Source organism: Streptomyces durocortorensis (assembly GCF_031760065.1).
Taxonomy (GTDB): Bacteria; Actinomycetota; Actinomycetes; order Streptomycetales; family Streptomycetaceae; genus Streptomyces.
Genome location: NZ_CP134500.1, coordinates 764,552 through 787,719, shown reverse-complemented (window position 1 = coordinate 787,719; position 23,168 = coordinate 764,552). Strand labels below are relative to the sequence as shown.

General features: G+C 67.5%; 15 protein-coding genes and 3 rRNA genes. 11 read left to right on the top strand and 7 right to left on the bottom strand.

The annotated features are described in order from the left end of the window. Positions 1 to 246: 246 nt before the first annotated feature. From RI138_RS03345 to RI138_RS03330, 4 genes are all read right to left on the bottom strand, one after another. On the bottom strand, positions 247 to 1,437 hold the full coding sequence (locus tag RI138_RS03345) for a lipid-transfer protein (RefSeq protein ID WP_311118705.1): 1,191 nt from the start codon (positions 1,435 to 1,437) through the stop codon (positions 247 to 249). Beyond that, positions 1,434 to 1,901, bottom strand: a complete 468-nt coding sequence (locus RI138_RS03340; RefSeq protein ID WP_311118704.1) for a Zn-ribbon domain-containing OB-fold protein — start codon at positions 1,899 to 1,901, stop codon at positions 1,434 to 1,436. Before RI138_RS03340 ends, RI138_RS03345 begins: the two co-directional genes overlap by 4 nt. Before the next feature lie 85 nt (positions 1,902 to 1,986). Next, entirely contained in the window at positions 1,987 to 2,334 is a 348-nt protein-coding gene (locus RI138_RS03335; RefSeq protein WP_311118703.1) for a DUF962 domain-containing protein, read from the bottom strand. A 126-nt stretch (positions 2,335 to 2,460) separates the two neighbouring features. After that, the gene (locus tag RI138_RS03330; RefSeq protein WP_311118702.1) at positions 2,461 to 3,267 is read right to left on the bottom strand and encodes a M15 family metallopeptidase; all 807 of its coding nucleotides are present in this window, start codon (positions 3,265 to 3,267) and stop codon (positions 2,461 to 2,463) included. Between the two features lie 60 nt (positions 3,268 to 3,327). On the opposite strand from RI138_RS03330, the gene RI138_RS03325 reads away from it, so the two are divergent. Further along, on the top strand, positions 3,328 to 3,891 hold the full coding sequence (locus tag RI138_RS03325; RefSeq protein WP_311118701.1) for an NUDIX domain-containing protein: 564 nt from the start codon (positions 3,328 to 3,330) through the stop codon (positions 3,889 to 3,891). Between the two features lie 44 nt (positions 3,892 to 3,935). Here RI138_RS03325 and RI138_RS03320 read toward each other — a convergent pair whose 3' ends face one another. Further along, on the bottom strand, positions 3,936 to 6,284 hold the full coding sequence (locus RI138_RS03320) for a glycoside hydrolase family 31 protein (protein WP_311118700.1): 2,349 nt from the start codon (positions 6,282 to 6,284) through the stop codon (positions 3,936 to 3,938). A 216-nt stretch (positions 6,285 to 6,500) separates the two neighbouring features. Between RI138_RS03320 and RI138_RS03315 the strand changes: the two genes are divergently transcribed. Both RI138_RS03315 and RI138_RS03310 read left to right on the top strand, forming a co-directional pair. Further along, positions 6,501 to 8,480 carry an acetoacetate--CoA ligase gene (locus RI138_RS03315; protein WP_311118699.1) on the top strand — a complete coding sequence of 660 codons (1,980 nt, stop codon included), beginning with the start codon at positions 6,501 to 6,503 and terminating at the stop codon, positions 8,478 to 8,480. Positions 8,481 to 8,543: 63 nt separating this feature from the next. After that, positions 8,544 to 9,503 (top strand): hypothetical protein, encoded by a 960-nt coding sequence (locus RI138_RS03310; protein WP_311118698.1) that lies wholly within the window; start codon positions 8,544 to 8,546, stop codon positions 9,501 to 9,503. A gap of 70 nt (positions 9,504 to 9,573) precedes the next feature. On the opposite strand, the gene ptsP is transcribed toward RI138_RS03310, so the two are convergent. Next, positions 9,574 to 11,244, bottom strand: a complete 1,671-nt coding sequence (gene ptsP / locus RI138_RS03305; protein WP_311118697.1) for a phosphoenolpyruvate--protein phosphotransferase — start codon at positions 11,242 to 11,244, stop codon at positions 9,574 to 9,576. Positions 11,245 to 11,320: 76 nt separating this feature from the next. Beyond that, the gene (locus RI138_RS03300) at positions 11,321 to 11,770 is read right to left on the bottom strand and encodes a PTS sugar transporter subunit IIA (protein WP_096632641.1); all 450 of its coding nucleotides are present in this window, start codon (positions 11,768 to 11,770) and stop codon (positions 11,321 to 11,323) included. 698 nt (positions 11,771 to 12,468) lie between these two features. Between RI138_RS03300 and RI138_RS03295 the strand changes: the two genes are divergently transcribed. The 8 genes from RI138_RS03295 (at position 12,469) to RI138_RS03260 (ending at position 23,147) form a co-directional block, all read left to right on the top strand. Further along, positions 12,469 to 13,992 (top strand): 16S ribosomal RNA (locus tag RI138_RS03295). Between the two features lie 305 nt (positions 13,993 to 14,297). Further along, positions 14,298 to 17,421: ribosomal RNA gene (locus RI138_RS03290) — 23S ribosomal RNA — on the top strand. A gap of 79 nt (positions 17,422 to 17,500) precedes the next feature. Next, a 5S ribosomal RNA gene (rrf, locus tag RI138_RS03285) occupies positions 17,501 to 17,617 on the top strand. Together the 16S, 23S and 5S rRNA genes form the textbook arrangement of a ribosomal RNA operon. A 151-nt stretch (positions 17,618 to 17,768) precedes the next feature. Next, complete coding sequence (locus RI138_RS03280; protein ID WP_096629700.1) at positions 17,769 to 18,377, top strand: CDP-alcohol phosphatidyltransferase family protein; 609 nt, start codon at positions 17,769 to 17,771, stop codon at positions 18,375 to 18,377. Positions 18,378 to 18,489: 112 nt separating this feature from the next. Further along, positions 18,490 to 20,985: a mannose-1-phosphate guanyltransferase gene (locus RI138_RS03275; RefSeq protein WP_311118696.1), complete on the top strand. Its 2,496-nt coding sequence runs from the start codon at positions 18,490 to 18,492 to the stop codon at positions 20,983 to 20,985. Between the two features lie 100 nt (positions 20,986 to 21,085). Next, the gene (locus tag RI138_RS03270; protein ID WP_311118695.1) at positions 21,086 to 22,000 is read left to right on the top strand and encodes a DUF881 domain-containing protein; all 915 of its coding nucleotides are present in this window, start codon (positions 21,086 to 21,088) and stop codon (positions 21,998 to 22,000) included. Beyond that, entirely contained in the window at positions 21,997 to 22,329 is a 333-nt protein-coding gene (locus RI138_RS03265) for a small basic family protein (protein ID WP_003970459.1), read from the top strand. Before RI138_RS03270 ends, RI138_RS03265 begins: the two co-directional genes overlap by 4 nt. 5 nt (positions 22,330 to 22,334) lie before the next feature. After that, a complete protein-coding gene (locus RI138_RS03260) occupies positions 22,335 to 23,147 on the top strand; it encodes a DUF881 domain-containing protein (protein WP_311118694.1) in 813 nt (270 codons plus the stop codon). The last annotated feature ends 21 nt before the right edge of the window (positions 23,148 to 23,168 follow it).

The following is a 23,168-nucleotide window of genomic DNA, read 5'->3' as shown; positions in this document are numbered from 1 at the left end:
GGCCCGTACCCCCGCCGACAGGGGTACGGGCCGCACGTCGTCCGGCGGGCCGGGCTGTGAGTGTTCTGCGGTCGTGACGACGAGTCAAGTCCTCATGAGAGGTGATCTGTTACGGCGGCGGACTCAGGGAATGACTCAGGGGGCGACCCAGGCACACGGTCGGGCGGCGGAGTCAGGGAGCGACCCAGGCACACGGTCGGGCGGCGGACTCAGGGAACATCTCAGGCGACGGCTCGCGCGACGGGCTCAGCGGACCGCCACCACCGCCGAACCGTGCCCGAACAGCCCCTGGTTGGCCGTGATGCCCACTCGGGCCCCCGGCACCTGCCGTTCCCCGGCCCTGCCGCGCAACTGCCAGGTCAGCTCGCAGACCTGCGCTATCGCCTGCGCGGGCACCGCCTCGCCGAACGAGGCCAGGCCCCCGCTCGCGTTGACCGGAACCCGGCCGCCCAGCGCGGTCGTCCCGTCCCGCACCAGCTTCGCGCCCTCGCCGAGAGCGCACAGCCCGATGTCCTCGTACCACTCCAGCTCCAGTGCCGTGGACAGGTCGTAGACCTCCGCCAGTGACACGTCCTCGGGCCCGGCCCCCGCCTCCTCGTACGCGGCCCGGGCGATCGAGGCACGGAAGCTCTCCGGCGGGGGATCGACCGCCACCGCCGAGTCCGTGCCGATGTCCGGCAGATCAAGGACCGTCCTCGGGAAGGTCGGAGTCACGGTGGACACGGCCCGGATCCGCACCGGATCGGTCACCCCGCGACGCCGCGCGAACTCCATGCTGCACAGCACCAGGGCCGCGGCCCCGTCGGAGGTGGCGCAGATGTCCAGCAGCCGCAGCGGATCGGCCACCACCGCCGAGGCGGCGACCTCCTCGGCCGTCACCGGTCTCCGGTAGCGGGCGTTCTCGTTCAGCGCGCCCGCCGCCGCGTTCTTCACCTTGACCAGGGCGAAATCCTCCGGCGAGTCCCCGTACAGCGCCATGCGACGGCGCGCGTACAGCCCGAAGTACGCCGGGTTCGTCGCCCCGAGTACCCGGAAGCGCAGCCAGTCCGGATCGTCGGGTCGCTCCCCGCCCGCCGGGGCGAAGAACCCCTTCGGCGCCGCATCGGCCCCCACGACCAGGACCACGTCCGCCATCCCGGCCAGTATCTGCGCCCGCGCGGTGTTGACCGCCTGGGCCCCGGAAGCGCACGCGGCGTACACCGAGGTGACCCGCGCCCCCTGCCACCCGAGCGCCTGGGCGAACGAGGCCCCGGCCACGTACCCCGGATACCCCCCGCGCACCGTCTGCGCGCCCACGACCGACTGCACCTCGGGCCAGCCGATCCCCGCGTCGGCGAGGGCGGCCCGCGCGGCGACCCGCCCGTACGTGACGAATCCGCGCCCCCACTTGCCCCACGGGTGCATCCCGGCTCCGAGCACCGCCACGTCACCGGTCATGACGTGGCCCCCTGTTCCCCGACGGGGCGCCAGTGCCAGGTCGTGTGCACGATGCCCGCCGCGGCGTCCTCGTCCAGCACGCCGGGCACCACCTCCACCGTCGAGCCGACCGGCAGCTCGGCCACGCCGACCCCGGGCACGGCCTGCCCCAGCACCACCATGCGCTCGGCCGCCAGCTCGACGGCGACCAACGTGTACGGGGCCCAAGGGACTTCGGGATCGCTGAGGTACGGGGGAGGGGGCCGGTAGCGGCCGTCGGTGCAGGACCAGACCGTGCCCCGCTTCGACAGCGGCACCTCCTCCAGCTCCCCGCCGGGACAGCCCGGATTACGGCAGTGGCCGTCCTCGCGGGGGAAGTGGACCGACCGGCAACCGGAGCAGCGGGTGCCCAGCAGCCGGAAGTCCTCCTCCCCGGCGCCCTCGGTGAACCAACCGGCCACCACCGGAATGCGCGTATGAGGCAAGGCCCCTCCCCAGCACTGAATCTGACGGGACGTCAGAAGTGTGCCACGGGCGGCCTCCCCGGGCGAGGGGTACGCGGCGTACGGCTCAGCCGTGCTCCGCCAGCCACTTCGCGGCGATCTCCGCCAGCTCCGCGTCCCGGCCCGCCAGCATCATCCGGATCATCTGCGCATCCCCGCGCAACGACCACGCCGGATGCCCGAACGTGGCCGGGTTGTTCTTCTCGATCAGGAAGTGCGCGGGCCAGGCCGTGCCGTAGCCGATCAGTGGCAGGGCCGCCAGCCAGCGCTTCCGCCCCCGCGCCAGCCCGTAGACCGAGATCGCGAGTCCGGTCAGCGTGCCGGTCAGATGGACCCAGCGGGTGGCGGCGCGGGAGTGCATCGCGACGTAGTACGGCCAGAACTCCTCGTACGTATCGAACGTCTGCTGTGACATACGGGCACCGTAGCCGCCCGATCCGCAACCGAAAACGTCTCCGCGGCGTCCGAAAGGAAGAACGGGCGGCCGGAGCCCACGGGGGTGGTCCCGGTCGCCCGTTCGTCAGCCCGTGCGAGCGGCCCCTCAGCGCCCGGAGACCGACCTCCGGTGCACCGGAAAGTCGAAGTGGGTGTCGGGGAACGGCTCCGGCCTGAAGGTGAAGTGCCACCACTCCTGGGGCAGATTCACGAACCCCGCCTCCGCCAGAGTCCGCTTCAAGAACTGCCGGTTGGCGCGCTGCGCCCCCTGGACCCGCGGATCGTCCGTGTGCGACAGGGTGTCGAAGCAGTCGTAACCCGTTCCCATGTCCACCGAGTTGTCGGGGAAGCGATCGTCCTTCGGTGCGAAGCAGGGAGTCAGCCGCTCGCCCGGACGGTACGGCCTGGTCGGCAGGGCGGGGAGCCTGACCAGAGTGAGGTCCACCGTGCTGCCCCGGCTGTGCCCGGACTTCTCCGCGATGTAACCGTCCTCGAACAAACGCGACTTGTCGACCAGGGGATAGAACTCCCCCTTCATGGACTGGTCGTCGAGATCCTTCGCCCACCGCACGAAGTGGTCGACCGCCCGCTGCGGCCGGTAACAGTCGTACACCTTCAGCGAATACCCCCGGCGCAGCAGCCGCTTCTGTGCCAGATGCAGCGCACGGGCGGCGGGCCGGGTCAGGATGCAGACCGGCTGCCGGTAGCCGTCGACCCGCTCGCCCATGAAGGTGTGCGCAGTCGTGTAGCGCATCTCCTGAATGATCGTCGGGTCCACCGAGCGCAGCGCCACGAACTCCTCGGGCGCGATCGGCTCGGGGTGCGCCTGCGCGGGCGGGGAGGCGGCGGTGACGGCGAACAGAGCGGCGGCCGCGGTGGCCAGGGCGCGGAGAGCGGTACGCGATCCTGTCATGGGCCCACCGTCTACCAGCTGGGCTGCCCGCGGGGAAGAACGATCGGATACAGTCCGCCCGTGTCCGAACCCGGCAACAGGCCCGCCCCGACCGCCCCGCGGTCACCCCGGTACGTACGGGGTTCCCACTGTGGTACGTGCGGAGCGCCGTATCGCGCCCTCCCGTCCGCCGACACCTGGCCGCGCACCTGTACGCGTTGCGGCACCACCGCCTACCGCAACCCGCTCCCCGTCGCTGTGGCCCTGCTCCCCGTTACGGGCCCCGGCCCCACCGGACTCGTCGTCATCACCCGCACCATCGAACCCCAGAAGGGCGGAACGGCCCTGCCCGGCGGCTTCGTCGACCACGCCGAGGACTGGCGCCACGCGGTGGTGCGCGAACTGCGCGAGGAGACCGGCATCGAGGCCACCGAGGAGGACGTCCGCCTCGCCGACGCCCTCAGCGACACGGCCGGGCACCTCCTGCTCTTCGGCCTCCTCCCGCCCCGCCCCCTCGCCGCCCTCCCGCCCTCGGCCCCCACCAAGGAGACCTCCGGCTACGAGATCCTGAGCGCCCCGCGGACTCTGGCCTTCCCCCTGCACACGCAAGCGGCGAACGCCTGGTTCGCGGGGCGCTACGGCTGAGGGGCGCGCTGACCGCCATGCGCCGCCCCTGCCCCACCGTCCGGTCAGCCCCGCCCCCGCACCACACAGTCCACCTCACCCTCCACCCCGTGCCGCTGAACCACCACGCGGTCGCCCTCCCACCGCGTCACATACCGCTCGACCTCCGCCTCCGCCCACCCGTCACCCGGATCCCGCACCACGAGCCCGCCCCCGGTACGCCCCGGCCTGGGCGCCCACGCCTCCAGCTCCAGGTCCCCGTCCGCACCCCGCACCGGGATCACCGCACCGGCCCTGACCAGCACCGGGACCCGGGACAGCGGCGCGTCGACCAACACCTGCCCCGGCCCCTCGTACGCCCGCCCGGTCTCCGTGTCGTACCACCGCCCCCGGGGCAGCCGCACAGCCCGCCGCCGCACCCCGGGCTCCAGCACCGGAGCCACCAGCAGCGCATCGCCCAGCAGGAACGCGTCCTCGCACTCCCGCAGCGCCCGGTCGCCCGGCACGCCCCACCACATCGGGCGCACATAAGGCGCACCGGTCAGCCGAGCCACGTGCGACAGCGTCACGAGGTACGGGCGAAGCCGCTCCCGTTCCGCCAGCGCCGCCCGCGCGCCCTCCAGCACCTCGGGACCGAACTCCCACGGCTCCCGGCGCCCCGCGTCGATCGCCGCGTGGGTGCGGAACAACGGCAGGTAGGCGCCCAGCTGGAACCACCGCAGATACAGCTCCGGCGACGGGAACCCGTCGAACCCGCCCACATCCGGCCCCGAGTACGGCACCCCGCACAGCCCGAGACCCAGCACCAGGGCCAGCGAGGCCCGCAGCCCCGGCCACCCGGTCGACACATCACCGGACCAGGTGCCCCCGTACCTCTGCATCCCCGCCCAGCCCGACCGGGAGAAGAGGAACGGACGCTCCTCCGGACGCCACCGGAGCAGCCCCTCGTACCCGGCCCGGGCCATCGCCAGCCCGTACACGTTGTGTGCCTCGCGGTGATCACCGCCCGCGCCCTCCAGCACATGCCGGGCGGAACGCGGCAACGACGGATCGCCGAACGCCGCGAAGGACACCGGCTCGTTCATGTCGTGCCAGACCCCCGAGAAGCCCTGCGCAAGCCGCTCCTCGTACAGAGATCCCCACCATTCCCGCACAAGCGGATCAGTGAAATCCGGATAAACGGAGGCCCCCGGCCACACCTCCCCGACCACCACCCGCCCCCGCGCGTCCCGTACGTACGCACCCCGTTCCCCGACCGCCGCGCCCCCCTCGAACACCGCGGCACCCGGCTCGGCCTTCACCGCCGGGTCCACGATCGACACCAGCCGCACTCCCTCCTCGCGCAGCTCCTTCGCCAGCGCGGGCAGCCCGGGGAACCGCTCCCGGTCCACCGTGAACACCCGGTGCCCGTCGTAGTGGTCGATGTCCAGATGCAGGACGGACAGCGGCAGCCCCCGCTCCCGGTACCCGTCGACGATCCGCCGCACCTCCTGCTCACTGCCGAAGCCCCACCGCGCGTGCTGCGGCCCCAGCGCCCAGGACGGGGGCAGCGCCGGCGCACCCGTCAGCGCCGTCCACCCCTGGAGCACCCGGGCCGGCGTCCCCGCCACGACCCAGCAGCGCAGCGGACCGCCTTCCATCCGCACCTCGCACGTCCCCGGCCGGTCATGCCCCGAGCCCGCGCCCTCCTCGCCCTCGCGCAACACCACCCGGCCCGCCCAGGTGTTGTCGTGGAACGCCAGATGCGTTCCCGCGTCCGACACCACCACCTGCACCGGCATCGTCAGATACAGCGGATCGTCCCCCGGACCGAACCGCCCGCCCGGATCGGTGTTCCACAGCCCGTACGCCCCGTCCCGCAACCGGGGCCCGCCCGACCGGCCGCCCAGGCCGAAGAACCGCGCGTCCGCAGGCACCTCCGAGCGCTGCACCCACCGCACCGGCCCCCCGCCCACCGGCTCCCACCAGCGTGGCGGCAACTCCCGCCGCAACAACACCCCGCCCGGCGTCCGCAGCTCCACCGCCCCCGTGCGCGACACCACCACCGTCAGCCGCTCCGACACCACCTGCCAGCCGCCGTCCTTGTCCGGCTCCAGCACCGCCCGCTCGTCCGGCGCGGGCGGCTCACCCGCCACCGCGTACGACGGCACCGGCTCCGCCCCGTCCCACGCCCAGAACACCGCACCCCCCACCGACACCCGGATCCGCAGCTCCGAACGGGCGAACCGCACCACACCCCCGCCGGGCCCCGGCTCCGCACCCGTCAGCGCGCCGGGCACCCGGGCCCGCTCCGCCCCGCGCGCGGGCAACGCACGCGCGTCCGCCGACCGGCGCCGCCAGGCCGAGCGCACCGTGCGCAGCCCCCGCACCGAACCGACCAACCTCACCCGACGCACCAGGTCACGACCGTCCATGGCGCACACCCTGCCACCCGCCCGGCCCGCAGAACCTCCCGTTCAACTCCCGTTCATCCATGTCGGGCGCCCGCTCCCCGCCGCCCGGAGGCGGGGCCACCCTGGTGCCGAAGACGATCACATGGCATCGTCCGTGTCAGCCGCTCACGCGCACACCCCAGCCCGTGCGCGCCGACACGCCGACCCCGCGTACCCGTACAGCCAGGGAGCAGCCCCATGACCGAAGCCACGCCCGACACGCCCCTCTGGCAGCCCGGCCCCGACCGCATCGAGGCCGCGGCCGTCACCCGCTTCCAGAACTGGGCCGCGAGCCGGTACGGCGCCCCGGCCGACGGCGGGTACGCAGCCCTGCACCGCTGGTCCGTCGACGAGCTCGACACCTTCTGGCAGGCCGTCGCCGACTGGTTCGACATCCGCTTCTCCACCCCGTACGAAGGCGTCCTCGGCGACCGCACCATGCCCGGCGCCACCTGGTTCCCCGGCGCCACCCTCAACTACGCCGAACACGCCCTGCGGACCGCCGAGGAGCCGTCCCGCGCCGACACTCCCGCCCTCCTGTACGTCGACGAGACCCACACCCAGATCCCCATCAGCTGGGCAGACCTCCGCCGCCAGGTCGGGGCCCTCGCCGCCGAACTCCGCGCCCTCGGCGTCACCCCCGGCGACCGCGTCAGCGGCTACCTCCCCAACATCCCGCAGGCCGTCGTCGCCTTCCTGGCCACCGCGGCCGTCGGCGGCGTCTGGACCTCCTGCGCACCCGACTTCGGCGCCCGAAGCGTGCTGGACCGCTTCCAGCAGATCGAACCCGTCGTCCTGTTCACCGTCGACGGCTACCGCTACGGAGGCAAGGAGCACGACCGTACGGAGACCGTCGCCGAACTCCGCCGCGAACTGCCCACCCTGCGCGCCGTCGTCCACATCCCGCTGCTGGGCACCGACGCCCCCGAAGGCGCCCTCGCCTGGGCCGCCCTCACCTCCGCCGACACCGAGCCGGTCTTTGAACAGGTCCCCTTCGACCACCCGCTGTGGGTTCTCTACTCCTCCGGCACCACCGGCCTGCCCAAGGCCATCGTCCAGTCCCAGGGCGGCATCCTGCTCGAACACTTCAAGCAGATCGGCCTGCACTGCGACCTCGGCCCCGAGGACCGCTTCTTCTGGTACACCTCCACCGGCTGGATGATGTGGAACTTCCTCGTCTCCGGCCTCCTCACCGGCACCACCGTCGTCCTGTACGACGGCAGCCCCGGCTACCCCGACATCAGCGCCCAGTGGAGGGTCGCCGAACAGACCGGCGCCACCCTCTACGGCACCTCCGCCGCCTACGTCATGGCCTGCCGCAAGGCCGACATCCACCCCGGCCGCGACTTCGACCTCTCCCGCGTCCAGTGCGTCGCCACCACCGGCTCACCGCTCCCGCCCGACGGCTTCCGCTGGCTCCACGACGAGGTGGCCGACGACCTCTGGATCGCCTCGGTCAGCGGCGGCACCGACGTCTGCAGCTGCTTCGCCGGAGCCGTTCCGACCCTCCCCGTCCACATCGGCGAGCTCCAGGCCCCCTGCCTCGGCACCGACCTCCAGTCCTGGGACCCGGCGGGCAAGCCGCTCACCAACGAGGTCGGCGAGCTGGTTGTCACCAACCCGCTCCCGTCCATGCCGATCCGCTTCTGGAACGACCCCGACGGCAGCCGCTACCACGACAGCTACTTCGACATGTACCCCGGCGTCTGGCGCCACGGCGACTGGATCACCCTCACCGACCACGGCTCGGTGATCATCCACGGCCGCTCCGACTCCACCCTGAACCGCCAGGGCGTCCGCATGGGCTCCGCCGACATCTACGAGGCCGTCGAACGGCTCCCCGAGATCCGCGAGTCCCTCGTCATCGGCCTCGAAGAACCCGACGGCGGCTACTGGATGCCGCTCTTCGTCCACCTCGCCGAAGGCGCGACCCTCGACGACGACCTGCGCGCCGCGATCAAGAACACCATCCGTGAGAACCTCTCCCCACGCCACGTACCGGACGAGGTCATCGAGGTCCCCGGCATCCCGCACACCCTCACCGGCAAGCGCATCGAGGTCCCGGTCAAGCGCCTCCTCCAGGGAACCGAACTCGCCAAGGCGGTCAACCCGGGTTCGGTGGACAACCTCGACCTCCTCCACTTCTACGCCGAACTGGCCGCGAACCGCCGCGGCTAGCCCGCTTGTCAGTCCCCCTGATTACGCTGAGTGAGCAATGATTCACCGCGCACAGGGGGACACATGGCGCAGACCGAAAACACCAGGCGCAACACCCAGCACAACTCCAAACACAACAAGAAGCACGGCACCGCACCCGGCACGGCACACGGCACAACCCTGCGACGCACGCTGCGCCGCGAGGCCCCCAGCACCATCGGCCTCCTGGTCGACGCGCAGGACTTCGCGGCCATGCGGCACTACCGCACCTTTCCCTTCGACGACCACACCGTCTATCTGCAACAGGTCGAGGCCCTGCTCAAAACGCTCACGGCCCAGGGCATGCACACCACGATCGCCCTCTTCGACCCCGAGGACTACGCCGAATTCTGCGCCGAGTCCGGACTCGACGCGGACACCGGAGCCAGCCGCAGCCGCTTCACCGCGGAGATCGCCGCGGCCGGAGCCACCGTCGCCTACACCGGCCAACGCCTGAGCGACCTCATCCCGCTCCTGGTCTCCCGCGCGGTCCGCCAGGCCACCTGGGAGTACGCCACACTCCTCCTCGCCGACCTCGGCGCCTGCGCGGACTGCGGCCAGGACATCGGGCGCGCGGCCTTCGACCGGGCCTCGCACCTCCTGCTGCGCCTGCTGGAAGCGGCAGGACCGGGCACCCACCACCTGGTCTGCTCGACCCCCACGGAGGACGACCAGCTCCTGGCGGTGCTCAACACCCACCGCGACCCGACGGGCCCGACCCGCATGGACAGCTCGGAGGGCGCGGAGTTCGCCACCGTGCTCGCGGTGGCCGTCGCCCTGGAGTCGCGCGGGGGAGTGGTCCTGCGCACCAGCGCCCCCGAGAGCCCGGACCGTGTCCACGGCTGGCGGCTGGCCCACGGCACCCTCGCCCCGCTCACCGCGGGCGAGGTCTTCAACGCCTACTGCACCGACGCCGAGACCGGAGAGCCCGTCTCCCCGGAATCCGGCGTGGAGTACTGCGCGGGATTCGACATCCGGGCCGACCCGGCGGAGCCCCACCACTGAGGCGGGAACACAACAGGAGGGGCTTCCCGCCCACGGCGGAAAGCCCCTCCAACACAGACAACCGGTTCGGCTACTCGCCCGAGAGCACAGCCTGAGCGGCCTTGCGCGCCTCATCGGCGGAGTCGGCCGAACGGGCGGCGTTCGCCGCACGCTCGCACTGCGCCAGCGTGTACTTGGCCAGCGTGGCGCGCACATAGGGAATGGACGCCGCACCCATGGAGAGCGAGGTGACACCCAGACCCGTCAGCACACAGGCCAGCAGCGGATCGGCCGCGGCCTCACCGCAAACACCGCAGCTCTTGCCCTCGGCACGGGCGGCCTCGGCGGACAGGGCCACCAGATCCAGCAGCGCCGGCTGCCACGGATCCTGGAGCCGCGACACCGCGCCCACCTGACGGTCGGCGGCGAAGGTGTACTGCGCCAGGTCGTTGGTGCCCAGCGAAAGGAACTCCACCTCCTGGAGGATCGACCGGGCCCGCAGAGCGGCGGACGGAATCTCCACCATCGCACCGAACTTCGCCTGCAACCCGGCCCCACGGCACGCGTCCGCGAAGGCCTTGGCGTCGATACGGTCGGCCACCATGGGCGCCATGACCTCAAGGTATACGGGCAACCCCTCGGCGGCCTTCGCCAGCGCGGTCAGCTGGGTGCGCAGCACCTCGGGGTGGTCCAGCAGACTCCGCAGCCCGCGGACTCCGAGCGCCGGGTTCGGCTCGTCGGCCGGAGTCAGGAAGTCCAGCGGCTTGTCGGCGCCCGCATCCAGCACACGTACGACGACACGTCCCTCGGGGAACGCCTCCAGAACCGCACGGTAGGCCGCGACCTGCTTCTCCTCGGAGGGAGCCTGCTTGCTGTCGTCCAGGAACAGGAACTCGGTCCGGAACAGCCCCACACCCTCGGCACCCGCCTCGACCGCCGCGGGCACATCGCCCGGACCGCCGACATTGGCGAGCAGCGGCATCTTGTGCCCGTCCGACGTGGCACCAGGACCGGTCGAGGCGGACAGCGCGGCCTTGCGAGCCGCCGCGGCGCTCTCCATCTCGGCACGCTTCTCGGCGCTCGGGTCGACGAAGATCTCACCCGTGCTGCCGTCCACCGCGATGACCGTGCCCTCCGCCAGCTCGCCGGCACCGGGCAGAGCCACCACGGCCGGCACGCCGAGCGCGCGCGCCAGGATCGCGCTGTGGCTGGTCGGCCCGCCCTCCTCGGTGACGAAGCCGAGCACCAGCGTCGGGTCGAGCAGCGCCGTGTCGGCCGGTGCCAGATCGCGCGCGATCAGCACATACGGCTCGTCGCTGTCCGGCACCCCGGGCATCGGCACACCGAGCAGCCGCGCCACGATCCGGTTCCGTACGTCGTCGAGGTCGGCGACTCGCCCCGCCAGGTACTCCCCGGCGTTGGCAAGGAGCGCCCGGTACGCGGCGAACGCGTCGTACACGGCACGCTCGGCGGTGCTGCCCACGGCGATGCGCCGCTCGACATCGGACATCAGCTCGGGGTCCTGCGCCATCATGGCCTGCGCCTCAAGCACGTGCTGTGCCTCGCCACCGGCCAGATTGCCCCGCGCGATCAGATCGGCCGCCACCGCCTCCACAGCCTGCCGGGCACGCCCCTGTTCGCGCCCGGCCTCCTCGGCGGGAATCTGTTTGGCGGGCGGCTCCAGCACCGCCGTACCCATGTGCCGAACCTCGCCGATGGCCACACCGTGGCTCACGCCGACGCCTCGCAGCGTTGTCTCCATTTCACCCGTCTCCGGTTGTGCGGTGACTCGTGCCACCGCGGTGGTTGTGCAACTGGCTGTTACTGCGCGCGCGGTGTCACTGCCAGCCGAACAGCGTGTCGCCGACCTTCACGTCGCCGTCCTCGCGAACCTCGGAGAGCGACTCGGCGGTGGCTTCCAGGGCCACGATGGGGCAGATGGGTGACTTGCCGGCCGCCTCGACGGCGTTCGGGTCCCAGCGCACGATGCTCTGGCCGCGGGTCACCGTGTCCCCCTTGTTCACGAGAAGCTCGAAGCCCTCGCCGTTGAGCTGGACGGTGTCGATGCCGAGGTGCGTCAGAACCCCGTGCCCGTCCGCGTCGACGACGACGAACGCGTGGGGGTGCAGGGAGACGACGATGCCGTCGACCGGGGAGACGGCCTCGGAGGGCTCACGTACGGGGTCGATGGCGGTGCCGGGACCGACCATCGCGCCGGAGAAGACCGGGTCGGGAACCGCGGTGAGTCCAATGGCGCGTCCAGTAAGAGGGGACGTCACGTTGGTCATGGGGAGCCTCCCAGGGGGTGGAGATTCAGGTGTCGCCGCCGTGGCTGATGGGGGGCGGCGTACTGCTCAGCAGCGTAAGTCATATGAAGTCCCGGTTCCGCCCGAGACCTACCGCTTGACGGACCTAGGGGTGCACCAGAAACGATTTGCCTCGATCCCCGGTGCCCTGTACTGTCGTACTCCTGCCTGACCCCAACGCGACTTTGAGTCGGGGGTCGGCGGCGACCTTCAAGCCCAGATCCTAACCCTGAACCTCTCTTCGGCATGCCCGCAGGACGTGGTCAAGGGAAGCGGAAAAGGCCTGATAGAGTCGGACTCGCCGAAAGGGAGAACCGCGAAAGCGAAGACCCGGAAAGCGAAAAGGAAGTATTGCTGGACCCGCTTCGACCGGGAATCGGACACGAAAGAGTCTGATAGAGTCGGAAACGCAAGAACGAAGGGAAGCGCCCGGAGGGCCCCGGTGAAACGGGACCGAAGGAAGCGTCCGTTCCTTGAGAACTCAACAGCGTGCCAAAAGTCAACGCCAGATATGTTGATACCCCGGCCTGCACCTGGTGCAGGTTGGAGGTTCCTTTGAAAGTCCTACGGTCGCCATGTGCGGCGGTAGGCAACAACACAGCGAGGACGCTGTGAACAACGGGTCTTATTCCGACCGGTTGTTCCGCTCTCGTGTGTGTGCACCCGATTACGGGTAAACATTCACGGAGAGTTTGATCCTGGCTCAGGACGAACGCTGGCGGCGTGCTTAACACATGCAAGTCGAACGATGAAGCCTTTCGGGGTGGATTAGTGGCGAACGGGTGAGTAACACGTGGGCAATCTGCCCTTCACTCTGGGACAAGCCCTGGAAACGGGGTCTAATACCGGATAACACTCTGTCCCGCATGGGACGGGGTTAAAGCTCCGGCGGTGAAGGATGAGCCCGCGGCCTATCAGCTTGTTGGTGGGGTAATGGCCTACCAAGGCGACGACGGGTAGCCGGCCTGAGAGGGCGACCGGCCACACTGGGACTGAGACACGGCCCAGACTCCTACGGGAGGCAGCAGTGGGGAATATTGCACAATGGGCGAAAGCCTGATGCAGCGACGCCGCGTGAGGGATGACGGCCTTCGGGTTGTAAACCTCTTTCAGCAGGGAAGAAGCGAAAGTGACGGTACCTGCAGAAGAAGCGCCGGCTAACTACGTGCCAGCAGCCGCGGTAATACGTAGGGCGCAAGCGTTGTCCGGAATTATTGGGCGTAAAGAGCTCGTAGGCGGCTTGTCACGTCGGATGTGAAAGCCCGGGGCTTAACCCCGGGTCTGCATTCGATACGGGCTAGCTAGAGTGTGGTAGGGGAGATCGGAATTCCTGGTGTAGCGGTGAAATGCGCAGATATCAGGAGGAACACCGGTGGCGAAGGCGGATCTCTGGGCCATTACTGACGCTGAGGAGCGAAAGCGTGGGGAGCGAACAGGATTAGATACCCTGGTAGTCCACGCCGTAAACGTTGGGAACTAGGTGTTGGCGACATTCCACGTCGTCGGTGCCGCAGCTAACGCATTAAGTTCCCCGCCTGGGGAGTACGGCCGCAAGGCTAAAACTCAAAGGAATTGACGGGGGCCCGCACAAGCAGCGGAGCATGTGGCTTAATTCGACGCAACGCGAAGAACCTTACCAAGGCTTGACATATACCGGAAAGCATCAGAGATGGTGCCCCCTTGTGGTCGGTATACAGGTGGTGCATGGCTGTCGTCAGCTCGTGTCGTGAGATGTTGGGTTAAGTCCCGCAACGAGCGCAACCCTTGTTCTGTGTTGCCAGCATGCCCTTCGGGGTGATGGGGACTCACAGGAGACTGCCGGGGTCAACTCGGAGGAAGGTGGGGACGACGTCAAGTCATCATGCCCCTTATGTCTTGGGCTGCACACGTGCTACAATGGCCGGTACAATGAGCTGCGATGCCGCGAGGCGGAGCGAATCTCAAAAAGCCGGTCTCAGTTCGGATTGGGGTCTGCAACTCGACCCCATGAAGTCGGAGTTGCTAGTAATCGCAGATCAGCATTGCTGCGGTGAATACGTTCCCGGGCCTTGTACACACCGCCCGTCACGTCACGAAAGTCGGTAACACCCGAAGCCGGTGGCCCAACCCCTTGTGGGAGGGAGCTGTCGAAGGTGGGACTGGCGATTGGGACGAAGTCGTAACAAGGTAGCCGTACCGGAAGGTGCGGCTGGATCACCTCCTTTCTAAGGAGCACTTCTTACCAGGCTTCGGTTTGGTCAGAGGCCAGTACACCGGCGAGTGTTCGGTGCTGGTTGCTCATGGGTGGAACGTTGACTATTCGGCGCGATTGGTTGGTCATTGTTAGTACTGCTCTTCGGGGCGTGGAACGTGGTGGTGGATCGGTCGGGTCGGGCACGTTGTTGGGTATCTGAGGGTATGGCCGTTTGGCTGTCCTTCGATCCGGCCCCAGTGAACTCGTCCCTTCGGGGGTGGGGTGGTGGGTGGCTGGTCGTTGTTTGAGAACTGCACAGTGGACGCGAGCATCTGTGGCCAAGTTTTTAAGGGCGCACGGTGGATGCCTTGGCACCAGGAACCGATGAAGGACGTGGGAGGCCACGATAGTCCCCGGGGAGCTGTCAACCAAGCTTTGATCCGGGGGTTTCCGAATGGGGAAACCCGGCAGTCGTCATGGGCTGTCACCCGCTGCTGAACACATAGGCAGTGTGGAGGGAACGAGGGGAAGTGAAACATCTCAGTACCCTCAGGAAGAGAAAACAACCGTGATTCCGGGAGTAGTGGCGAGCGAAACTGGATGAGGCCAAACCGTATGCGTGTGATACCCGGCAGGGGTTGCGCATGCGGGGTTGTGGGAGTTCTCTTGATCAATCTGCCGGTTGGTCGGCGAGTCAGAAACCGTTGGTGTAGGCGAAGGACATGCGAAAGGTCCGGCGTAGAGGGTAAGACCCCCGTAGCTGAAACATCAACGGCTCGTTTGAGAACCACCCAAGTAGCACGGGGCCCGAGAAATCCCGTGTGAATCTGGCGGGACCACCCGCTAAGCCTAAATATTCCCTGGTGACCGATAGCGGATAGTACCGTGAGGGAATGGTGAAAAGTACCGCGGGAGCGGAGTGAAATAGTACCTGAAACCGTGTGCCTACAAGCCGTGGGAGCGTCGCTGGCAGCACTTGTGCTGTCAGTCGTGACTGCGTGCCTTTTGAAGAATGAGCCTGCGAGTTAGCGGTGTGTAGCGAGGTTAACCCGTGTGGGGAAGCCGTAGCGAAAGCGAGTCCGAATAGGGCGTTTGAGTTGCACGCTCTAGACCCGAAGCGGAGTGATCTAGCCATGGGCAGGTTGAAGCGGAGGTAAGACTTCGTGGAGGACCGAACCCACCAGGGTTGAAAACCTGGGGGATGACCTGTGGTTAGGGGTGAAAGGCCAATCAAACTCCGTGATAGCTGGTTCTCCCCGAAATGCATTTAGGTGCAGCGTCGTGTGTTTCTTGCCGGAGGTAGAGCACTGGATAGGCGATGGGCCCTACCGGGTTACTGACCTTAGCCAAACTCCGAATGCCGGTAAGTGAGAGCGCGGCAGTGAGACTGTGGGGGATAAGCTCCATGGTCGAGAGGGAAACAGCCCAGAGCATCGACTAAGGCCCCTAAGCGTACGCTAAGTGGGAAAGGATGTGGAGTCGCAGAGACAACCAGGAGGTTGGCTTAGAAGCAGCCACCCTTGAAAGAGTGCGTAATAGCTCACTGGTCAAGTGATTCCGCGCCGACAATGTAGCGGGGCTCAAGCGTACCGCCGAAGTCGTGTCATTCACACATATAGGGCCAACGCCTGTGTGGATGGGTAGGGGAGCGTCGTGTGCCGGGTGAAGCAGCCGCGGAAGCGAGTTGTGGACGGTTCACGAGTGAGAATGCAGGCATGAGTAGCGATACACACGTGAGAAACGTGTGCGCCGATTGACTAAGGGTTCCTGGGTCAAGCTGATCTGCCCAGGGTAAGTCGGGACCTAAGGCGAGGCCGACAGGCGTAGTCGATGGACAACCGGTTGATATTCCGGTACCCGCTTTGAAACGCCCAGTACTGAATCAGGCGATGCTAAGTCCGTGAAGCCGGCCCGATCTCTTCGGAGTTGAGGGTAGTGGTGGAGCCGATGAACCAGACTTGTAGTAGGTAAGCGATGGGGTGACGCAGGAAGGTAGTCCAGCCCGGGCGGTGGTTGTCCCGGGGTAAGGGTGTAGCCCGTGTGGTAGGTAAATCCGTCACACATTAAGGGTGAGACCTGATGCCGAGCCGATTGTGGTGAAGTGGATGATCCTATGCTGTCGAGAAAAGCCTCTAGCGAGTTTCATGGCGGCCCGTACCCTAAACCGACTCAGGTGGTCAGGTAGAGAATACCGAGGCGTTCGGGTGAACTATGGTTAAGGAACTCGGCAAAATGCCCCCGTAACTTCGGGAGAAGGGGGGCCATCACTGGTGATCCGATTTACTCGGTGAGCTGGGGTGGCCGCAGAGACCAGCGAGAAGCGACTGTTTACTAAAAACACAGGTCCGTGCGAAGCCGTAAGGCGATGTATACGGACTGACGCCTGCCCGGTGCTGGAACGTTAAGGGGACCGGTTAGCTGACTTTCGGGTTGGCGAAGCTGAGAACTTAAGCGCCAGTAAACGGCGGTGGTAACTATAACCATCCTAAGGTAGCGAAATTCCTTGTCGGGTAAGTTCCGACCTGCACGAATGGCGTAACGACTTCTCGACTGTCTCAACCATAGGCCCGGTGAAATTGCACTACGAGTAAAGATGCTCGTTTCGCGCAGCAGGACGGAAAGACCCCGGGACCTTTACTACAGTTTGATATTGGTGTTCGGTTCGGCTTGTGTAGGATAGGTGGGAGACTTTGAAGCGGCCACGCCAGTGGTTGTGGAGTCGTCGTTGAAATACCACTCTGGTCGTGCTGGATGTCTAACCTGGGTCCGTGATCCGGATCAGGGACAGTGTCTGATGGGTAGTTTAACTGGGGCGGTTGCCTCCTAAAGAGTAACGGAGGCGCCCAAAGGTTCCCTCAGCCTGGTTGGCAATCAGGTGTTGAGTGTAAGTGCACAAGGGAGCTTGACTGTGAGACCGACGGGTCGAGCAGGGACGAAAGTCGGGACTAGTGATCCGGCAGTGGCTTGTGGAAGCGCTGTCGCTCAACGGATAAAAGGTACCCCGGGGATAACAGGCTGATCTTCCCCAAGAGTCCATATCGACGGGATGGTTTGGCACCTCGATGTCGGCTCGTCGCATCCTGGGGCTGGAGTCGGTCCCAAGGGTTGGGCTGTTCGCCCATTAAAGCGGTACGCGAGCTGGGTTTAGAACGTCGTGAGACAGTTCGGTCCCTATCCGCTGTGCGCGTAGGAATATTGAGAAGGGCTGTCCCTAGTACGAGAGGACCGGGACGGACGAACCTCTGGTGTGCCAGTTGTCCTGCCAAGGGCATGGCTGGTTGGCTACGTTCGGAAAGGATAACCGCTGAAAGCATCTAAGCGGGAAGCCTGCTTCGAGATGAGTATTCCCACCCTCTTGAGGGGTTAAGGCTCCCAGTAGACGACTGGGTTGATAGGCCAGATGTGGAAGCCCGGTAACGGGTGGAGCTGACTGGTACTAATAGGCCGAGGGCTTGTCCTCAGTTGCTCGCGTCCACTGTGTTAGTTCTGAAATAACGAACGGCCGTGTTGTTGTCCGGTGTTGGTTAATTTCATAGTGTTTCGGTGGTCATTGCGTTAGGGAAACGCCCGGTTACATTCCGAACCCGGAAGCTAAGCCTTTCAGCGCCGATGGTACTGCAGGGGGGACCCTGTGGGAGAGTAGGACGCCGCCGAACAATTTTTCCGGGAAAGCCCCGTACCGCAAGGTACGGGGCTTTTCTGCGTTCAGCAGCAAGAGCTGAGCGCGGACCCCTGTGCATCCGTCGGCAGAAGCTGCGGGTAAGGTCAGGGGGCATCATTGGCACGTTCTTCACAGGAGGCCCCCGGGTGGAGGTCCAGGAGACTCGGGTCCAGACGGACCGGGTCCTCACCATCCCCAACATCCTCAGCATGGCTCGCCTTGTCGGGGTGCCGCTCTTCCTGTGGCTGATTCTCCGCCCCGTGTTCGGCGGTCCCAACAGCGACGGGTGGGCGCTGTTGGTGCTGATGCTCAGCGGCATCAGCGACTACCTCGACGGGAAGCTCGCCCGACGGTGGAACCAGATCAGCAGTCTCGGCCGGCTCCTGGACCCGGCTGCCGATCGCCTCTACATTCTCTCCACCCTGCTCGGCCTCACCTGGCGGGAGATCCTACCGCTCTGGCTCACCGCGGCCCTTCTCGCCCGGGAACTGATGCTGCTCGTGATGGTGGCCATCCTGCGCCGCCACGGCTATCCGCCGCCGCAGGTCAACTTCCTCGGGAAAGCTGCAACTTTCAACCTGATGTACGCGTTCCCCTTGTTGCTGCTCAGCGACGGGAGTGGTTGGCTGGCAACACTGGCTGCCGTTTTCGGATGGGCGTTCGCAGGATGGGGTACAACGCTCTATTGGTGGGCAGGGATCCTCTACGTGGTTCAGGTCCGCCGACTCGTCAAGGCGGATGCAGTAGCCGATTGAGCTCGTTGATGCGGTGCCGCGCAGTGTGGCCGGTCCGCGGCAGTTGTCTTGAATGATGCCCCGACGGGCGAAGTCGGCTAACCGTCGTCTCTTCTAGGAGGACGTTCCCGACATGAAGGCCGTCGTGATGGCTGGCGGCGAGGGCACACGCCTTCGCCCCATGACCTCAAGCATGCCCAAGCCGCTTCTGCCCGTGGCCAACCGGCCGATCATGGAGCATGTGCTGCGGCTGCTGAAGCGGCATGGGCTCAGTGAAACGGTGGTGACCGTCCAGTTTCTCGCCTCCCTCGTCAAGAACTATTTCGGGGACGGCGAGGAGCTCGGGATGGAGCTCACCTACGCCAACGAGGAGAAGCCACTCGGCACTGCGGGCAGCGTGAAGAACGCCGAGGCGGCGTTGAAGGACGACACTTTCCTCGTCATTTCCGGTGACGCGCTCACCGACTTCGACCTCACTGACCTCATCGCCTTCCACAAGGAAAAGGGCGGACTCGTCACGGTCTGTCTGACCAGGGTTCCCAACCCGCTGGAATTCGGGATCACCATCGTGGACGAGGAAGGGCAGGTCGAGCGGTTCCTGGAGAAGCCGACCTGGGGTCAGGTCTTCTCGGACACCGTGAACACGGGCATCTACGTCATGGAGCCCGAGGTCTTCGACTACGTCCAGGCCGATACGTCCGTCGACTGGTCGGGTGATGTCTTCCCGCAGTTGATGAAGGAAGGCAAGCCCATCTACGGCTATATCGCCGAGGGCTACTGGGAAGACGTCGGTACGCACGAGAGCTATGTGAAGGCCCAGGCCGACGTCCTGGAGCGCAAGGTCGACGTGGAGCTCGACGGCTTCGAGATCTCGCCCGGAGTGTGGGTGGCCGAAGGCGCGGAGGTTCATCCCGACGCGGTGCTGCGCGGGCCGCTGTACATCGGCGACTATGCCAAGGTCGAGGCGGACGTCGAGATCCGCGAACACACGGTGGTGGGGTCGAACGTCGTCGTCAAGACGGGTGCCTTCCTCCACAAGGCCGTGGTCCACGACAACGTCTACATCGGACAGCACAGCAACCTCCGCGGCTGCGTGGTCGGCAAGAACACCGACATCATGCGTGCGGCCCGGATCGAGGACGGCGCTGTCATCGGTGACGAATGCCTGGTCGGCGAGGAGTCGATCATCCAGGGCAACGTACGGGTGTATCCGTTCAAGACCATCGAGGCCGGTGCGTTCGTCAATACCTCGGTGATCTGGGAATCCCGGGGACAGGCACACCTCTTCGGCGCGCGCGGGGTCTCCGGCATTCTGAACGTCGAGATCACGCCGGAGCTGGCCGTACGGCTGGCGGGCGCCTACGCCACGACCCTCAAGAAGGGGTCCACGGTCACGACCGCCCGTGACCACTCCCGAGGCGCGCGGGCACTCAAGCGGGCCGTCATCTCGGCCCTCCAGGCCAGCGCCATCGACGTACGGGACCTGGAGAATGTCCCCCTGCCCGTGGCCCGGCAGCAGACGGCCCGCGGCAGTGCGGGCGGCATCATGATCCGTACGTCGCCCGGTGTGCCGGACTCCGTCGACATCATGTTCATCGACGAGCGCGGCGCGGATCTCTCGCAGGCCCAGCAGCGCAAGCTGGACCGGGTCTACGCGCGCCAGGAGTACCGCAGGGCCTTCCCCGGTGAGATCGGGGACCTGTACTTCCCGTCCAGCGTCTTCGACTCGTACACCGGTTCGCTGCTGCGCAACGTCGACATCACGGGCATCGCCGACTCCGGGCTGAAGGTTGTCGTCGACGCGTCCAACGGCAGCGCCGGACTCGTTCTGCCCAGCCTGCTCGGGCGGCTCGGGGTGGACGCGCTGACGATCAATCCCGGGCTCGACGAGTCGCGGCCCACCGAGTCCGCCGACACCCGGCGCGCGGGGCTCGTACGGCTCGGGGAGATCGTGTCCTCGGCCCGGGCGGCCTTCGGGGTGCGGTTCGACCCGGTGGGGGAGCGGCTCTCCCTCGTCGACGAACTGGGCCGGATCATCGAGGACGACCGGGCCCTGCTGGTCCTCCTCGATCTCGTTGCCGCCGAGCGGCGCAGCGGCCGGGTCGCCCTGCCCGTGACGACCACGCGCGTCGCCGAGCAGGTGGCGGCCTACCACGGTACGCAGGTGGAATGGACGACCACCTCGCCCGACGACCTGACCAGGGTCGGCCGTGAGGAAGCCACCATCTTCGGAGGAGACGGGCGCGGAGGGTTCATCGTTCCCGAATTCAGCAGCGTCTTCGACGGGACGGCGGCCTTCGTCCGGCTCATCGGGCTCGTGGCGCGCACCCAGCTCACCCTGAGCCAGATCGACGCGCGCATTCCCCGCGCCCATGTCCTGCGCCGCGATCTGGCGACGCCCTGGGCCGTCAAGGGGCTCGTCATGCGGCGGGTCGTCGAAGCGGCCGGTGAGCGCAGTGTGGACACCACGGACGGGGTGCGTGTGGTCGAGGCGGACGGGCGGTGGATCATGGTCCTGCCCGACCGGGCCGAGGCCGTGACGCATCTGTGGGCGGAAGGCCCGGACGACGCCTCGGCCCAGGCGCTGCTCGACGAGTGGTCCGCGGTCGTGGACAGCGCGGGCAGCTAGTCGCTGTGAACCGGTGTGCCGGAACGCCCCGGGCAGGGGCTTCCGGCACACCGGTGGGGCCATTCGGCGGCAGCCGTGGTGACGTGCGACGATGTGCGGCATGTCGCAGCAGTCCCCCGATCGGAGCACCGCCTCGCCGCCCGCACGCCCCGACGCCTCCATGTCGCTGCTGAACAACGTGATGGACCACAGCCTCGACGAGGGCTACGCGGAGGCCGCGGCGCGCCGAAAGGCCGACGGGAGCGAGGGCCTGCCCCGTACGCTCAGGTCGAAGCTCTGGCTGGCGGCGGGACTGGTGGTGGCCGCCCTCGTGGTCACCCTCGGCGCGGCCGAGGCGCGGATCGCGGCCCCCGTCGTCGCGAAGGAGCGCGAGGAACTGATCGACCGCATCAACGCGGAGACCAGGGCGGCGGACACGCTGGAGTCGGATGTCGACAAGCTCCGTGCCGACGTGAGCGAACGCCAGCGCAAGGCCCTTGAGCGCCATGGGGGAGCCCAGGGGGAGCTGGTGTCCCTGCTGGCCGGGGCGACCCCGGTCGAGGGCCCGGGTGTGAAGCTCGTCGTGGACGACGCCAAGAACACCGACCAGGGCGGCGGCGGGCCGCGGGAGTCCAGCGGCTTCACCGACACCGGGCGGGTGCGCGACCGGGACATGCAGCGTGTGGTCAACGGGCTGTGGGAGTCCGGCGCCGAGGCCATCGCCATCAATGGGCAAAGGCTCACCGCGCTGTCCGCCATCCGAGCCGCCGGCGACGCCATACTGGTCCACAACAGGCCACTTGTACCGCCGTACACGGTGCTCGTGGTGGGGGACGGGAAGAAGCTCGCGGCCGCGTTCCGGGACAGCGCCGACGGCCAGTATCTGAACGCGCTGAAGGAGAGCTTCGACATTCGCACCAGCATGTCCGACCAGGCCAAGGTGCGGCTTCCGGCCGCGCCGAGCCTGATCGTCCGTACAGCAGAGCCGAAGGCCGCCGGCAGTGGTGCGGCAGACACAGGGAAGGGCACATCGTGATCGCCGTACTGGGCCTCGTCGTGGGAGTCGTGGTCGGACTGTTGGTCCGGCCCGAGGTACCGGCGGTGGTCGAGCCCTACCTGCCTATCGCGGTGGTCGCCGCGCTCGACGCCGTCTTCGGCGGTCTGCGGGCGATGCTCGACGGCATCTTCGTCGACAAGGTCTTCGTCGTCTCCTTCCTCTCCAACGTCGTGGTGGCCGCGCTGATCGTCTTCCTCGGCGACAAACTGGGGGTCGGCGCTCAGCTCTCCACGGGTGTGGTGGTCGTGCTCGGCATCCGGATCTTCTCCAACGCCGCGGCGATCCGCCGCCACGTCTTCCGGGCTTGAGGCCGATGAACAACGACGAGAACATCCGCAGCCCCCAGCCCGAGGACGGCGCGCCCGCCACCCCGGAAGCTTCCGTGCCCCCGCTTGCGGCCGAGGAGGTCTCCGGGCGGCAGAGACTGCTGGCGGGCCTGTGGCCGCCCCGGCTCAGCCGGGCCCAACTCATCGTCGCCCTGCTGCTGTTCGGTCTCGGTCTGGGGCTTGCCATCCAGGTGCGGTCCGCCGGCGACGACAGTGCGCTGCGCGGTGCCCGACAGGAGGACCTGGTCCGCATCCTCGACGAGGTCGACGACCGGACGCAGCGCCTGGAGGACGAGAAGCAGCGCCTGGACGACCAGCGCACCGAGCTGGAGAACAGCTCCGACCAGGCCGAGGAGGCCCGGAAGCAGACGCGGGAGAAGGAGCGTCAGCTCGGCATCCTCGCGGGCACCGTGGCGGCACAGGGCCCCGGCATCACCCTGACGATCAGTGACCCGGCCCGGGCGGTCGCGGCCGACATGCTGCTCGACGCACTTCAGGAGCTGCGGGCGGCGGGCGCCGAGGCCATCGAGGTCAACGGGGTGCGCGTGGTGGCCAACACCTACTTCGCCGGAGAGGGTGGGGACGTCCAGGTGGACGGCGAGAAGATCGAGGCGCCGTACGAGTTCACGGTCATCGGCCAGCCGCAGGACCTGGAGCCCGCGCTCAACATCCCCGGCGGTGTGGTCCAGACGCTGGAGAAGGAGCAGGCCACGGTGGTCGTGGAGCGGTCCGACGACATCGTGGTCGACGCCTTGCGACCGGCGCAGCGGCCTGACTACGCTCGGTCGTCATCCCCGTGAGTCCGGTGAGTGTACGGGCCG